Source organism: uncultured Kordia sp. (genome assembly GCF_947489565.1).
Lineage (GTDB): Bacteria > Bacteroidota > Bacteroidia > Flavobacteriales > Flavobacteriaceae > Kordia.
This window is the reverse complement of record NZ_CANLEA010000033.1, coordinates 1-16,412: the sequence shown is the minus strand read 5'-3', so window position 1 is coordinate 16,412 and position 16,412 is coordinate 1. Positions and strand designations below refer to the sequence as shown.

Sequence of the window (16,412 nt, the reverse complement as noted above, 5' to 3'; positions counted from 1 at the left end):
ATTTTCAATAATAAGCACTTATTTTTAGGAATTCTTAATTTATTGGAGTGATAATTATCAATCTTGTGTAAAAGTGAATTTAAAACAATAAATTTTAAATACATTTACAATATGAGTCAGTACAAAGTGATTGGTGTCATGTCAGGAACTTCCCTCGATGGAATTGATTTAGCCTATATACATTTCGAAAAAGCAGCACACTGGAAATTTAAAATTCTAGTGGCGGAAACCATTCCGTATCATAAAATAATGGAGAAAGATTTGCAAGATGCTATTCATTATAATAATCGAGATTTAGGACGCTTTGATACATACTACACGAAGGAATTGGCCAAGGTTATCAATTCGTTTATAGAAAAACATAACATTACGGATGTAGATGCTGTATGTTCACATGGACACACTATTTTGCATCAACCAGAAAAAGGAATTACTCATCAAATAGGCAATTTGCCAGAATTAGGAGGTTTATTGAAACATCATGTAAAAACAATAGTTTGTGATTTTAGAGTGCAAGATGTGAAACTTGGCGGACAAGGCGCACCTTTAGTGCCAATTGGAGACGAATTGTTATTTTCTGAATATGATTATTGTTTGAATTTGGGCGGATTCGCAAATGTGTCTTTTCATAAAGAAGGAAAACGTATTGCGTATGACATTTGTCCCGTAAATATTGTGTTGAATAAATATGCAAAGCAATTAGGGTTTGATTATGATGATAAAGGAAAATTGGCAAAATCGGGCGAATATCTATTAAGTTTAGGTTCAGAATTAGATAACTTACCGTATTACAAACAGCTTCCACCAAAATCATTAGGATTGGAATGGGTTCAAAAAGAAATATTTCCCCGATTAGAAGCATTTAAAAGAAAAGAAAAAGATCTTTTGCGAACATTTACAGAACATGCAGCAAGACAACTGGCAAAAAACTTTAAGATCAGATCGAAAATACTAGTCACAGGCGGCGGTGCATACAACGATTATTTATTAGGCAGAATTCATTATCATAAAGAACTCGATTTGGTAAAACCTGCCGATGAATTGATAGAATACAAAGAAGCGCTAATCTTTGGGTTTTTAGGTGTGTTACGCTTGCGCAATGAAGTAAATTGTCTGAAAAGTGTTACAGGCGCAACCCAAGATCATAGCTCTGGGAAAATTTACGATTATCATTAAGTTAAATTGTCTTAAATGTTTGCCTCTAAGAAGCGAACAATTTTTATATTTGCTAGAATACAAACTATAGTACACTAAATACAAATACTTGAAAGAATTACTCAAAATATACGAAAATAAAGCACCTGAGATCATTTTCAACTGGAAAGATCCTGAAACAGATGCGGAAGGTTGGACGGTAATCAACTCACTTCGTGGAGGTGCAGCAGGAGGTGGAACGCGCATGCGCAAAGGCTTGGATATGAATGAAGTCCTTTCGTTAGCGAAAACCATGGAAGTAAAATTTACAGTTTCTGGTCCTGCAATTGGAGGCGCAAAATCGGGAATTAATTTTGATCCACGTGATCCGCGAAAAAATGGCGTATTAAAACGTTGGTATCAAGCAGTAGCACCTTTATTAAAAAGTTACTACGGAACGGGAGGAGATTTAAATGTTGACGAAATTCATGAAGTAATCCCAATTACCGAAGATAGCGGTGTTTGGCATCCGCAAGAAGGTGTCTTTAATGGGCATTTTAAACCAACAGTTGCAGATAAAATTAATAGAATTGGTCAGTTACGTATGGGCGTAATCAAAGTCATTGAAAGTGACAATTATTCTCCAGATGTTTCTCGTAAGTACACAATTGCCGATATGATTACTGGTTTCGGTGTGGCTGAAGCAGCGCGTCATTTTTATGATATTTATGGCGGATCCATCAAAGGAAAACGTGCTATTGTACAAGGTTTTGGAAATGTTGGAGCAGCAGCAGCGTACTATTTGTCTCAAATGGGCGCAAAAATAGTCGGAATTATTGATCGAGTTGGAGGCGTTATCAACGAAGAAGGATTCTCTAATGACGAAATCAAGCAGTTTTACTTGAATAAAGATGGAAATACGCTTGTAGCAGATAACATGATTCCATTTGAAGAAATAAATCAACGTATTTGGGAATTGCCAACAGAGATTTTTGCACCATGTGCCGCATCACGATTGATTACGCAAGAGCAAATTGATAAAATGATTGATACTGGATTGGAAGTTATTACCTGTGGTGCAAATGTACCGTTTGCAGACAAGGAAATTTTCTTTGGATCTATCATGGAACATACCGATCAAAAAGTGAGTTTAATTCCGGATTTTATCTCAAATTGCGGAATGGCACGTGTGTTTGCTTATTTTATGGAACGCAGAGTATCCATGACCGATGAAGCTATCTTTGAAGATACTTCTAGAATTATCAAAAAAGCATTACAAAATACATTCAAACGAAATGCATCAAAAGTAGATGTAAGTAAAACAGCTTTTGAAATTGCATTAAAAGAATTAGTCTAAACATCAACATAAAAAATAGAAATGGAATCAGCAATAATAGCCGTATTTGTCTTAGGATATTTAGCCATAACCTTAGAACACAACTTAAAAATTGATAAGCTCATTCCCGCATTAGCCATGATGGCAATTTGTTGGGCATTTATCGCTTTTGGAATCGAAGATTTTCAAAATTGGTTTGACTCAGGAGCACATGCGCTCGTCGGCGGAGATGGTGGTTTTGGAGAACTTGCCAAACCCGAAAAGATGCACATGATGGAAGAAGGTCTATTGCACCATTTGGGGAAAACCGCAGAAATTTTGGTCTTCTTGCTTGGAGCGATGACTATTGTAGAAATTATTGATTATTTCAATGGTTTTGCAACAATAAAAAGCTTTATCAAGACCCGAAGTAAAAAGCGTGTTCTCTGGATTTTTGGATTCTTAGCATTTATTTTATCTGCTATCATAGACAATCTTACAGCAACAATAGTGTTGATTTCCATCTTACAAAAAATCATTTCCGATAGAAACATTCGTATTTGGTATGCAGGTTTAATTATCATTGCAGCAAATGCAGGTGGTGCATGGTCACCAATTGGAGATGTTACCACAACGATGTTATGGATTGGAGATAAAGTGTCTACAGGAAAACTATTTGGATACTTATTCGTACCATCATTATTATGTATGATAGTTCCAACATTTATTGCTTCATTCCTAAAACCATTTCAAGGTAATTTGCCTGATGAAGAAGAAGGAGTAGAAGAGAACAAAACACATCGTTTTGGGCCAACCATGTTATATTTAGGGTTATCAGCTATTATTTTCGTACCTATTTTTAAAGTAGTAACACATTTACCACCATATGTGGGAATGATGTTATCACTTTCGGTAGTGGCAATATTTGCAGAAATATATAGTAACTCCAAATTTACAATGGCTTCAGTTGGAGCAAACGAAGGGCATGATGCCGATGGCGGATCTGCACATCACAGTCCGGTACATCATTCTTTATCAAAAATTGAATTGCCAAGTATCTTATTCTTCTTAGGAATATTAATGGCTGTAGCAGCCCTGGAATCTCTGGGATTACTGTTCAACTTTGCAGATTGGTTAAAAGATGCTACGCCACAATTAGGTACAGAAATGCATGAAGGAGGAGTTTCAGACTTAGTAGTTATGGCACTTGGAGTAGGTTCGGCAGTAATTGATAATGTACCATTAGTAGCAGCAAGTTTAGGAATGTTTACAGAGCCTTTAGATCACGAACTATGGCACTTTATTGCTTTTGCTGCAGGAACGGGAGGAAGTATGTTAATTATTGGTTCGGCTGCTGGAGTTGTAGCTATGGGAATGGAAAAAATAGACTTCTTTTGGTATCTTAAAAAAATATCTTGGTTAGCCTTTATTGGATTCCTTATCGGTTCAATAGCTTTCATGGTCATGCGAACCTTGTTCTAAGTATATCAGCACCGTATACTTAATTAAAAAAAACACCGTTATTATAGTCTAAATCAAAAAACAACTATGTTATTATTTCAAACCCCAACAACAGCTGTTGAAAATACTGAGCCTCAAGAAGAAACATTCTCTATAATACAATTAATTCTTGATGGAGGAATTGGTAGTATTATTATTATCAGTATTTTGTTGCTAATGCTTGCCGTTGCATTGTATATTTATTTTGAGCGAACATTTGCAATCAAAGCAGCTTCAAAAATAGATAAGAATTTTATGAATCAAATTCGAGATAATGTCTCTGCTGGAAAACTAGATGCTGCAAAAATGTTATGTGCACAAACAGATTCTCCGGTGGCAAGATTAACAGAAAAAGGAATTTCTCGAATTGGAAAACCCTTAGAAGATATTAACAAGGCTATTGAAAATGCAGGTACTTTAGAAGTGTACAAACTCGAAAAAAATGTAAGTATTTTGGCAACTATAGCTGGGGCAGGGCCCATGATTGGATTTTTAGGAACGGTAATCGGTATGATTATCGCCTTCCGTGAAATGGCAACAAGTGGCGGTCAAGCCGAAATGGGATCACTTGCAGGAGGTATTTACACTGCGATGACGACAACAGTTGCTGGTTTAATTGTGGGAATTATTGCGTATATTGGGTACAATCATTTGGTTGTGAAAACAGACAAAGTAGTGCACCAAATGGAAGCAAATGCGGTAGACTTCTTAGATTTATTAAACGAACCTGTATAACCTGAATCTATGAAGTTAAGAGGTAGAAATAAAGTAAGTCCAGAATTTAGTATGTCGTCCATGACAGATATCGTATTCTTATTATTGGTGTTTTTTATGTTAACATCTAATTCACCAAACGCACTTGATTTACTCTTGCCGAAAGCCAAAGGAAAATCAACAAACACGCAAAATGTAGCTGTAAGTATCAAGAAAAATTTGCAAGTATATATAGATTCGGATCGAGTGCGAGAAGGGCAATTGGAAGCAAAGCTAAAAGCGAAGTTGAGAGGGCAAGATTCTCCAACAATAATATTAAGAGCTGAAGAAGGTGTTCCTATCGAAAAGGCAGTGAATATCATGGATATTGCAAATAAAAATAAATATAAAATCATTTTAGCTGTTCGACCGCAATAATGAGTTTGCTTGAAACAAGGAATAAAAAATTTAATTTGCCCTTCGTTTTTATTGCAGGTGTACTCTTTTTAGCTGGTTTAGCGTATTTCGCGAATTATTTAGAAAACCTATCAGAAAAAGTAACTGATGTTGAGGTTCAACAAGCGAAAACTAAAAAAACAATAAGAATTCGAGTTGAAGAAAATTTAGATGTTTTCCTTGATGGAACGAAAATTGATGTTAATCAGCTTGAGGAAGTATTAAAAATACAATTTGAAGGGTATGCAAATCCAGTCATAACGCTAAAAATAATAGAGAATATTTCTCTGGAAATTATGGGAGATATTATGGAAATTGCAAGAAAAAATAATTATGAGATTATTCTTGAAACAGCACTAAAATAAAGTATTATGTCAATATTCAATACAGAACACAAACGAAAATCAGCAACTATTACAACAGTGTTGATGGTTATTCTATTATTATTAATGTTTGTATTTGGAATGAAATACATGAATCCGCCAGAGGAAAGCGGAATTGCCGTAAACTTTGGAACTACAGATACAGGAAAAGGTCAGGTGGAAACACAAAAAAATCCAAAACCTGTAGCGAAATCTCAACAAGAAGAAGTAGAGCAGCCTCAAGAAACGGAACCTGTAGAAGAAACGCAACCAGATACGTCTGCAGCTGAAGAAGTAGTAACCCAAGACTCTGAAGAGGCAATTGCCATAAAAAAGGCAGAAGAAGAAAAAAAGCGTAAAGCAGACGAAGATGCTAAAAAGAAAGCAGAAGCAGATCGTATTGCAAAGGCAAAAGCAGAAGCGGAAGCAAAAAAGAAAGCTGAAGAAGCAAAAAAGAAAGCAGATTTTGAAGCGCTGACGAAAGACTTAAATAGTGAAGGTGGTACTGGAAGTGACGATGGAGAAGGAGAAGGGCCAAATGATGGAGATGGAAACAAAGGAAATCCAGATGGAGATCCATATGCGACAAGTTATTATGGTGCACCAGGTACAGGCGGCGGTGGCGCAGGAGGTTATGGTTTAAATGGAAGAAGCAAGCTTAGTGGAGGAAATGTAGATAAGCAAGATTGTAACGAAGCTGGACGTGTAGTTGTGAAAATTACTGTAAATCGTGCAGGGAAAGTAATTGATGCCGTTGCTGGAGTAAAAGGAACTACAAACAGTGCTAAATGCCTCTTAAAACCGGCAGAAAAGGCTGCATATGAGTACCGTTGGAATAAAGATTCAAAAGCACCAACTACACAAGTTGGCTTTATAGTGGTGAATTTCAAATTAGGACAATAGTACTTTTTTAATGACAGATAAAAAAGCCTTGCAATGGTTGGAAGCACAATATGAAGCTTCTTATCAAAAAAAAGGTGCTTCAAACAATTCGGGAGCATGGGATTTAGTGAAAATTACCAAGTTTGCGGAGCATTTAAAAAGTCCTCATACAAAATTTAAAAGTATACATGTGGCTGGAACCAACGGAAAAGGTTCTACAAGCCATATGATTGCTTCTGTACTTCAAGAAGCAGGTTATAAAGTCGGTTTGTATACGTCTCCGCATTTAAAAGAGTTTAGAGAGCGCATTCGCGTGAATGGCGAAATGATTTCTCATAAGGCAACTCTTGAATTTGTAAGAGATTATAATATCTATGTAACTTCAGAAAATCTTTCGTTTTTTGAATTGACTGTCGCAATGGCTTTTAACTATTTTGCGCAGCAGGAAGTTGATATAGCAGTTATAGAAGTTGGTTTAGGTGGGCGATTAGATTCTACAAATATCATTACTCCAGAAGTCAGTGTGATTACAAACATAGGATTGGATCATGTGCAATTTTTAGGAAATACATTGGCAAAAATAGCAGCTGAGAAAGCAGGAATTGTCAAAAAAAATATCCCTGTAGTGATTGGAGAATATCACAAAGAAACCTTTCCTGTTTTTGTCGAAAAAGCTGAGAATTTGAATTCAGAAGTATATCTAGCAGAAAAAACAATTCAACAAATCTATCAAACAGATCTTTTAGGAGATTACCAGCAGAAAAATTACAAATCGGCAGTGCAGGCCATTCGATTGCTAAAAAGCTTTCAGATAGAAGAAAAACATATTCAAAACGGATTATTAAATGTAGTTTCAAATACAAACCTCCAAGGGAGATGGCAAATCGTATCTGAAGTTCCAAAAATAATTTGCGATACAGCACATAACAAAGAAGGTTTGCAAATTGTCATGGAACAATTGCAAAAAGAAGATTTTCAAGAATTGCATATCGTTTTTGGGGTTGTGAGTGACAAAAATTTAGATAAAATATTCCCGCTATTTCCTAAAAATGCATATTATTATTTCTGTAGTCCAAAAATAGATCGTGCTTTAGATGTTTATGAATTACAGCAAAAAGCGGAAGAATTTGGTCTAAGTGGAAATGTATATAATTCAGTTTCAGAAGCCTATATTGCAGCAAAAGCTAAAACTACGGATAACGATGTCATGTACATTGGAGGAAGTACTTTTGTGGTGGCTGAAATACTTTGAAATTTTTAGGTTTAAATTTTGTCAGATATAAAATCTATTTTATATTTGCATCCGCTATAAGCAACAAGGGTGATTAGCTCAGCTGGTTCAGAGCACCTGCCTTACAAGCAGGGGGTCACTGGTTCGAATCCAGTATTACCCACAATATTTACTGAAATTAATGAATTTCGGGGCGATTAGCTCAGCTGGTTCAGAGCACCTGCCTTACAAGCAGGGGGTCACTGGTTCGAATCCAGTATCGCCCACAAAAAAAGCTTCTTATTTAAGAAGCTTTTTTTAGTTTATAACAAATCTAAAATTCGTTCCAAGGCCATTCCGCGAGAGCCTTTAATTAATAAAGTGCTATTTTTCACTTCTGGGAAATGTTCTTTTAAAGATTCGTAAGTTTTGTAAATGCTAACTTTTGAGTTTGTGTTCTTAGTGATTCCGAAGTTTTCTCCAATCAAATAAATATGATCAATTGCTAAAGTACTAGCATATTCATTTATAAATTGATGTTCTGTTGCTGCACTAGGACCAAGTTCAAACATGTCGCCCAAGAAAGCAATTTTAGTGGTGTCGGTTAGGTTTGAAAAGTTGTCTAAAGCAGCTTTCATGCTTGTAGGATTTGCGTTATACGCGTCCAAAATGATTTTATTGGAGTTTTTATGTATAATCTGCGATCGGTTATTAGAAGGAATGTATGCTTCAATGGCGTCTTTTATTTGAGAAAGCTTTACGCTAAAATAAGTTCCAATAGCAACAGCAGCTGCAATGTTTGAAAAATTATACGCACCAATTAATTGACTGTGGATTTCAGTGTCATTTACAATTGCTTTTACCATTGGGTTTGCACTTTGAAAACGAATGTTTGGTGTGTGTGTGTCGGAGCTTCCAAACGTGTAACTCTTTGCTTCGCGTGTTCTTTCTGCTTGTTTGGAATCATCTCCGTTGACAAAAATGAGTTTGTCATTTGCCTTTAAATAGTCATATAATTCGCTTTTTCCTTTGATAACTCCTTCAATACCGCCAAAACCTTCTAAATGAGCTTTTCCAAAATTCGTAATATATCCGTAATCTGGTTCGGCAATATTGCTAAGAAAAGCGATTTCTTTTTGATGATTTGCGCCCATTTCTACAATTCCAATCTCTGTGTCGGAAGTCATGGAAAGTAAAGTCAGCGGAACACCAATATGATTGTTTAAGTTTCCTTTGGTGGCAGTGGTTTTATATTTTTTGGAAATTACTGCGTTGATCAATTCTTTTGTGGTGGTTTTTCCGTTACTTCCTGTGAGTCCTATAATAGGAATGTTTAGTTCTTTACGATGTAAATTAGCTAACTTTTGCAGTGTTTCTAATACATCTTCAACAAGTATCGTGCGTGTGTTTAGTTCATATTCTTTTTCGTCAATAACAGCATATGCAGCGCCTTTTTCCAAAGCATCCTTAGCATATATATTGCCATTAAAATTCTCACCCTTTAAGGCGAAAAAAATACAATTAGGTGTTATGTTTCTTGAATCGGTTGATACTGTCGGGTATTTTTGGAATATTGAATATAATTCTTTCATCATCACTTCTGAATTAAATAAAGTTTAAACGAAAAAAAGCCCTGATAAGTCAGGGCTTTTTTTACACATATGAGTGTGTATATTATTTTCTAGGACTCTTTCTTCCTTGTGCTTTTGAACCTACTCTTGACATTGCACATCTAAATCCGATGTAAGAAGTTGCCATATATTCAGGGAAAGCTCTTCTTTGTGCTGGATCAATCCAGTACGCTCTATCTTTCCATGAACCACCTTTGTAAACTCTTACGTTGTCATCAATTAATGTAGTTCTTGTGTTCGACTTGTCATATTGTCTTAACATTCCAGTTGAATCAGCTCCAACTACGTGCTTTGGTGCGTTATACATGCGCTTCGCATCTGATTCTCCGTCTTCGTCTTCGTTAAATAAGTCGAAGTATCTAGAAGAAGAAACATCACCATCACGATAGTTTCTGTTGTCAGATTTATCGAAATTCGTTCTTAAGTACGTTTCGTTTTCATCAATAGGAGTTTCGGCTAATTGACCTGGAAGGTTTCTTGCCATAACTCTTCCGTTAGGAAGTGTATCTAAAGTGATTGTACTTGTCGTTACGATTTCAGACTTTCCTTCGTCAGTAATTACGTTCTTAGTATAAACGTTACCACGATAGTAGTTAAAGTCACTTGCTTCATCATCTACAATTGGACGATATACATCAGAAACCCATTCTGCAACATTTCCTGCCATATCATACAATCCAAAATCATTTGGAGGGTACGATTTTACACGAGCAGTAATATCTGCACCATCATCAGACCAACCTGCAATTCCACCATAATCTCCTTTAGAGTTTTTGAAGTTTGCTAACTGATCTCCACGTCTTTTTCTGTTTCCACTTCTTGTAAATTCACCTTTCCATGGATATTTCTTTCTACCACGAACGTTGTTGTATTCTCTTAATCCATCTAAACCTTTAGCGGCATATTCCCACTCAGCTTCAGTTGGTAAACGATACTCAGGTAAAATAACACCAGAAGTACGTTTTGCATATACATTACTATCTGATTCTGTAGAATCTTTTGATTTATTTGATTTTTCAGCAATTCTTCCTTTATACTCATCGATCTTACCTCCATATGTTTTGGTAGGATCTGTTAAGTATGCTTCAGTGCTGAATGTAGCTTCAGGGCTTAAACTATCAACAGATTTTGCACCTTTAGCAATATATCCTTCACGTTCTAAAACTGCTTCGTTAACTCTATCAGTTCTCCACTGACAGAATTGGACTGCTTGAATCCAGTTTACACCAACTACAGGATATTCTGCATATCCAGGATGTCTTAAGTAGTTAGTTGTCATTGTTTCGTTAAATCCTAAACGATTTCTCCAAACCAACGTATCTGGCAATGCACCAGTATAAATGTTTCTGTAGTTTTCATTCTCTGGAGGGAAAACAGTTTTTGTCCAATATAAGTACTCTGTGTACATTAAATTGGTAACTTCTGTTTCATCCATGTAGAATGATTGAACGTGTTGTTGGTTAGGGGTATTGTTCCAGTCGTGCATAGGATCATCCTGGGTTTTTCCCATTGTAAAAGTACCTCCTTCTACAAATACCAATCCAGGAGCAGTTTCCTGGTCTTTGTATTTTGTATTGGCTGTGAATCCTCCATCTTTTCCGTCAATACGCCATCCTGTGGCTTTTGAGGTGTTATTTGATGATGATCTTTTACAGCTAAAAAATCCGAATGATACTACTGCGACAAGTAGCATAATTTTTAATGTTCGCTTTTTCATAGTCAAGACTTGAGTATTGAAAATTTTAGGTTTGCAATATAGTAATTAACGACAAATTATCAAGATTAATTTCAAAAATTAATATGACATTCTACATCAATTATAAATATCAATAGTTTTCATATAACGGGCACAGTTGTTATTTATTATTCTTAATTTTGTTTTTTTAAAAAATTAGCTAAAACATTGAATAATATTTCGATGTATTTATCGTTAAAGATGCAATGAAAAAAACTCTTACTTTTCTATTAGGCCTCCTTTTTATAAGTGCATATGCGCAAAATAAGCACTTTGATTTAACGTGGAGCGAAACACCAAAAGAATTTTCAAAGGAAAATTCGTCTGTGAAATTGCCAACATTCAACGAAGAATATTTTGTTAGTAATGATGATGGTACGATCAGTTTTATAGCGCTATGGGACGATGATCGCTTTGTGAACAAAAATTCTATGCAGATTGAAAATGTAGTGTATGGAAGCATTACCAATCAAAATCTAGGCGGAATTGATAAGCAACGATTGCCAACATCACTTCAGGCAAAAATTGTAAATTCTGGCGCCAGAGGTAAAAATGCACACATATTAATAGTTTCTCCTTTAATTAGAGAAAATGGAGTTGTTAAGAAGGTGCTTAGCTTTGATGTAAACTATACATTTTTGGCTGGAAGACCGAATTCTATAGCAAAAAATAATACCAATATTACCAGTTCGGTACTCGCTAGCGGTAATTTTTATAGATTCTCAATCGTAGAATCTGGAATTTATAGATTAGATGCAAACTTTTTAAATCAAGTAGGATTAAATACAGGAAGCATTGATCCAAGAAAAATAAAAATCTATGGAAATGGTGGAAGAATGATTCCGCATTTAAATTCTGCGAATGAAAATTATGATGTCACTGAAAACGCAATTACGGTTTTTGGTGAAGAAGATGGAGCATTTAATGCCGAAGATTACATATTATTCTATGCGGAAGGAACAGATGTATTCAATGATGATAGTCAGACACATATTAATGCATACACGGATAAAACCTATTATTTTATTACTGCAGATGGTACCGAAGATGGAAAACGAATTCCAGAAGCAGTACAGCCAACAGTGGCACCAGATGTAACAATTACGACATATGATGATTATCAATTTCACGAAGTAGATAACGTAAATATTGTAAAACTAGGAAGAAGATGGTTTGGAGAAGTTTTTAATATTGAAACGGAACGTACTTTCAATTTTACATTACCAAATTTAGTGACTTCTGAACCAGTACGTATCGGGATTAAACCTGCAGCAATCTCGAATAATATCACAAACATGAATACTATTATTAACGGTCAGCCTGCAGAAAATATCAATGGACAATCTGCATTTAACTTTACATTTCCGCAAATAAATGATTCAAGATTGGCAACAGAACACAATGTAAGTGGTGTTCCTGCAAACAGAAATGGATTAATTATAGATGAAGTAAACTTAAGTTCTGGAGATTTAAATATTACCTTAAACTATCAAAATAATGGAATTGCAGGATCTATTGCCTATCTCGATTATATTTCGGTAGAATCGAAGCGTACATTAATGGGAATTGATGATCAATTTAAATTCAAATATAATGATGCGCGAAACATCATAGGAATTGGTGAATATGTGATTTCAAACGCAGCAAGAGTGTACGAAGTTTGGGATATCACAGATATTTGGAATGTTACGAAAGTAACAAATACTGATTCGGCTACTTCATTCTCGTTTAGAGCGCCAATGGGAGAAATCAGACAATATATTGCTGGAGATACTTCTCGATTCTTAATTCCAACGATAGAACCAAATAACCAAGTGCAAAATCAAGATTTAAAAGGATCAATTTTTGCAAATGGCGATATAGAATATATAATCATCTCGCCTGAAAATTTAGCTTCACAAGCAGAACGTATTGCAGATTTTCATAGAGGAAACTCAGGAATGAATGCGCAAGTAGTGACACTAACAAGTATTTACAACGAATTCAATACTGGAAATCCTGATATTGGTGCTATTCGTAACTTCTTAAAGTATGTATATGACAATGCAACTGTTCCAGAAAATCGCTTAAAATACGTGTGTTTCTTTGGAGATGCTTCGTATGATTATAAAGATAGAATTCAAGGAAATACCAATATTGTTCCAGTTTTTCAAGCATATGATAGCTTTAACTTGACAAGTGGTTTTATGACAGATGATTTCTACGGAATGATGGACGATAATGAAGGAACTATGGCTGTTACAGATCGTTTGGATATTGCTTTGGGAAGAATGTTAGTGCTCGATCCAAATCAAGCAAAAAATATTGTAGACAAAACGTTGGTATACTACAGTAAAGAAGCTTTTGGACGATGGAGAAATACCGTAACCATTGTTTCCGATGATGCTGAAAACAACTCAGACAAAGACTTAGAAGTAGATTTAGATGCACTTGGTGATGTAATTTCTACCGAAAAACCATTCATCAATATCTCTAAAATACACTCAGATGCCTTTCAACAACAATCATCAGCAGCTGGTGAACGTTATCCAGATGTAAATGAAGCCATCAAAGATAACATTGCTTTAGGTTCTTTAGTTGTAAATTACTTTGGACATGGTGGTGAAGATGGATTAGCAGGAGAACGAATTTTTGAAAAAGGAGACTCGCAAGAATTGGCAAACGATTGTCGTCTTCCATTATTTATTACAATTACTTGTGAATATACACGTTTCGATAATCCATTACGTGAAACAGCAGGAGAATTTATGTTTTGGAATGAAGGTGGTGGAGCTGTCTCTTTATTAACGACCACACGACAAATATTCCAGAATGTTGGAGTAAGTATCAATGAATTGCTAGCAAGATACCTGTTTTCATACGGTTCTAACGAATATGAACCAGTATCGGAAGCATTGCGTCTAACAAAAAATTTAGTAACTACAACGAATAAACGTACGGTTTTCTTTATTGGAGATCCAGCAATGAAACTTGCAATTCCAAGACCAAGAGTAAATCTTACGGCAATTAATGATGTGCCAATTACACAGCCAACAGATACGCTAAAAGCACTAAGTAGAGTAAAACTGGCAGGAAACATTACGGACGATTCAGGAAACTTAATGAGTAGTTATAACGGAACTGTTTTTTCTACGATTTACGATAAAAACATTCAGCGTCAAACACTGGCAAATGACTTTCCTTTTGTATTGGACTTTGAAACTTTAGGTGAAATTATCTTTAGAGGAAAAGCCGAAGTTGTAGAAGGAGAATTTGAATTTGAATTTGTAGTGCCGCGAGATATTACAATTCCTGTTGGAAATGGACGTATCAGTTTTTATGCTGAAAAAGAAGGTGTTTTAGAAGATCATACTGGATTCAACGACAGCTTTAAAGTTGGAGAACTCAACGAAGATGCTCCTGTAGATAACGATGCGCCAGTAGTCAACTTATTCTTAAATGATGAAAGTTTTGTCTCTGGAGGAATTACCAATGAATCTCCATTTTTGTTAGCCAAACTCTCTGATGCTAACGGAATCAATACAGCAAGTGGAATTGGGCATGATATTGTTGCGGTCTTAGATGGCGATGAAGTCAATCCGATCGTATTAAATGATTATTACGAAACCGAATTAAACGATTACACGCGAGGAATTGTAAAATTCCCACTGCGTGATTTAGAAGAAGGAACGCATACATTATCGCTCAAAGCATGGGATGTATACAACAACTCTTCAACAACAGAAATACAATTCACAGTTTTCAATGAAAGCAACTCGCTTACGATTACCAATGTGTTAAATTATCCAAACCCTTTTGTAAGTTATACAGAATTTTGGTTCAATCACAACAGTTCTAGTGAGCTTGATATTATGGTGCAAATCTTTACAGTTTCAGGAAAAGTAGTACGTACATTAGTAGGAAAAACAAATGCAGGTGCTACAAGTAAAGACTTCAGTTCATTGTCAAGAGATATTGTCTGGGATGGCAAGGATGATTTTGGCGATAAACTAGCAAAAGGAGTCTACGTATACAAGATTACTGTAAAATCTCCGTTAACAAATCAGAAAGTTGAAAAATTTGAAAAACTTGTAATACTATAAATAAAAACTATATTTGTTAAAATTTAACTGAATGAAGAAGATATTTTTATCCTTATTGTGTTTAATCCCATTGGGAATGATGGCACAAACGACGGTAGTAAATCCAAATGATACAAGAGTAATTACCACAGGAGTTCCTTTCTTATTAATTACACCAGACGCAAGAGCAGGTGGAATGGGAGAACTAGGAGTTGCAACATCACCTGATACATATTCGCAACAATGGAATCCAGCAAAATATGCTTTTGCAAAGGAACAAATTGGAGTAGGAATCAGTTACACGCCTTATTTAAGTGACTTAGTAAATGATATATTTCTAGGAAACTTAACGTTTTACAACAGAATCAGCGAAAGAAGTGCATGGTCTGCAAGTATCAAGTACTTTAGTTTGGGTGAAATTGAAATTATTACACAACAACAAGCAGATATTGGAAACTTTACGCCATTAATTGAAAGACCAAACGAATTGGCAATTGATGCGTCGTATGCATTGCGTTTAAGTGATCAGTTCTCAATGTCGGTAACAGGTCGTTTCTTGCGTTCTGATTTGAAATTGCAATCGCAGCCAGATGTAGAAGCGAATGCCGCAAGTACATTTGCAGTAGATATTGCAGGATACTATCAGTCTGAAGAAACTGCATATGACAGTTTCAACGGACGTTGGAGAGCTGGATTCAACATTTCGAATCTAGGGCCAAAATTAAAATATGACGAATTAGGACAAGAAAACTTCTTGCCTACGCAATTAAAATTAGGAGGTGGATTTGATTTTATCTTTGACGAATACAACAAATTAGCAGTAAGCGTTGAAGTAAATAAATTATTAGTACCAACACCACCAAAACTCGGATTCGTTGATTTAGATGATGATGGGAACCAAGATTCAGACGATTTATCGACACCTGATGTAAATGAAAATGAACCAACAATCATTGTAGAAGGACAAGATGATGATGTAAGTTTCGTTTCAGGAATCTTCCAATCTTTTGGAGATGCACCAGGAGGTTTCAGTGAAGAATTAAAAGAATTCACATATGCTTTAGGAGCAGAATACTGGTACCAAGATTCATTTGCTTTACGTGCAGGATACTTCAATGAAAGCGAAATCAAAGGAGCTAGAAAGTTCTTTACGCTTGGAGCAGGATTCAAATACAGTGCTGTAAAAATTGATGTATCTTACTTATTCTCTGCATCACAAGTTCGTAATCCATTAGAAAATACATTGCGTTTCTCTTTAACATTCAACTTAGGAGACACGTACGACGAATTGTAAAATTCACCACATAAAAAATATTACAAAAACCTTTCAAGTTCCTTGAAAGGTTTTTTGTTTTTCAGATAAACAGATAAACAGATAAACAGATAAACAGATAAACAGATAAACAGATAAACAGATAAACAGATAAACAGAT

12 protein-coding genes and 2 tRNA genes are annotated in these 16,412 nt (G+C 35.4%); 12 read left to right on the top strand and 2 right to left on the bottom strand.

Annotation, left to right across the window (positions count from 1 at the left end; genetic code table 11):
- Positions 1-111 precede the first annotated feature (111 nt).
- From Q0845_RS26360 to Q0845_RS26315, 10 genes are all read left to right on the top strand, one after another.
- Positions 112-1,176, top strand: coding sequence for an anhydro-N-acetylmuramic acid kinase (locus Q0845_RS26360; protein ID WP_298520618.1), 1,065 nt, complete (start codon positions 112-114; stop codon positions 1,174-1,176).
- Between the two features lie 88 nt (positions 1,177-1,264).
- A complete protein-coding gene (locus tag Q0845_RS26355) occupies positions 1,265-2,491 on the top strand; it encodes a Glu/Leu/Phe/Val dehydrogenase dimerization domain-containing protein (protein ID WP_298520617.1) in 1,227 nt (408 codons plus the stop codon).
- A gap of 21 nt (positions 2,492-2,512) precedes the next feature.
- A complete protein-coding gene (gene nhaD, locus Q0845_RS26350) occupies positions 2,513-3,931 on the top strand; it encodes a sodium:proton antiporter NhaD (RefSeq protein ID WP_298520615.1) in 1,419 nt (472 codons plus the stop codon).
- Between the two features lie 66 nt (positions 3,932-3,997).
- Positions 3,998-4,684 carry a MotA/TolQ/ExbB proton channel family protein gene (locus Q0845_RS26345; protein WP_298520613.1) on the top strand — a complete coding sequence of 229 codons (687 nt, stop codon included), beginning with the start codon at positions 3,998-4,000 and terminating at the stop codon, positions 4,682-4,684.
- Positions 4,685-4,693: 9 nt separating this feature from the next.
- Positions 4,694-5,080: a biopolymer transporter ExbD gene (locus Q0845_RS26340; protein WP_298520611.1), complete on the top strand. Its 387-nt coding sequence runs from the start codon at positions 4,694-4,696 to the stop codon at positions 5,078-5,080.
- A complete protein-coding gene (locus tag Q0845_RS26335; protein WP_298520609.1) occupies positions 5,080-5,463 on the top strand; it encodes a biopolymer transporter ExbD in 384 nt (127 codons plus the stop codon). The genes Q0845_RS26340 and Q0845_RS26335 overlap by 1 nt, the downstream gene beginning before the upstream one ends.
- 6 nt (positions 5,464-5,469) lie before the next feature.
- Complete coding sequence (locus Q0845_RS26330) at positions 5,470-6,363, top strand: energy transducer TonB (RefSeq protein WP_298520607.1); 894 nt, start codon at positions 5,470-5,472, stop codon at positions 6,361-6,363.
- A 10-nt stretch (positions 6,364-6,373) separates the two neighbouring features.
- Positions 6,374-7,594 carry a folylpolyglutamate synthase/dihydrofolate synthase family protein gene (locus tag Q0845_RS26325; protein ID WP_298520605.1) on the top strand — a complete coding sequence of 407 codons (1,221 nt, stop codon included), beginning with the start codon at positions 6,374-6,376 and terminating at the stop codon, positions 7,592-7,594.
- A gap of 67 nt (positions 7,595-7,661) precedes the next feature.
- Positions 7,662-7,736: transfer RNA gene (locus tag Q0845_RS26320), tRNA-Val, on the top strand.
- A gap of 28 nt (positions 7,737-7,764) precedes the next feature.
- Positions 7,765-7,839 (top strand) — tRNA-Val (locus Q0845_RS26315).
- A gap of 36 nt (positions 7,840-7,875) precedes the next feature.
- On the opposite strand, the gene murF is transcribed toward Q0845_RS26315, so the two are convergent.
- Both murF and gldJ read right to left on the bottom strand, forming a co-directional pair.
- The gene (gene murF, locus Q0845_RS26310) at positions 7,876-9,147 is read right to left on the bottom strand and encodes a UDP-N-acetylmuramoyl-tripeptide--D-alanyl-D-alanine ligase (RefSeq protein WP_298520603.1); all 1,272 of its coding nucleotides are present in this window, start codon (positions 9,145-9,147) and stop codon (positions 7,876-7,878) included.
- Positions 9,148-9,226: 79 nt separating this feature from the next.
- Positions 9,227-10,900: a gliding motility lipoprotein GldJ gene (gene gldJ, locus Q0845_RS26305; RefSeq protein ID WP_298520601.1), complete on the bottom strand. Its 1,674-nt coding sequence runs from the start codon at positions 10,898-10,900 to the stop codon at positions 9,227-9,229.
- A gap of 224 nt (positions 10,901-11,124) precedes the next feature.
- On the opposite strand from gldJ, the gene porU reads away from it, so the two are divergent.
- Together porU and porV are read left to right on the top strand one after the other, a co-directional pair.
- The gene (gene porU / locus Q0845_RS26300) at positions 11,125-15,000 is read left to right on the top strand and encodes a type IX secretion system sortase PorU (RefSeq protein WP_298520599.1); all 3,876 of its coding nucleotides are present in this window, start codon (positions 11,125-11,127) and stop codon (positions 14,998-15,000) included.
- A 31-nt stretch (positions 15,001-15,031) separates the two neighbouring features.
- Positions 15,032-16,273 (top strand): type IX secretion system outer membrane channel protein PorV, encoded by a 1,242-nt coding sequence (gene porV / locus Q0845_RS26295; RefSeq protein ID WP_298520597.1) that lies wholly within the window; start codon positions 15,032-15,034, stop codon positions 16,271-16,273.
- Positions 16,274-16,412: the final 139 nt, after the last annotated feature.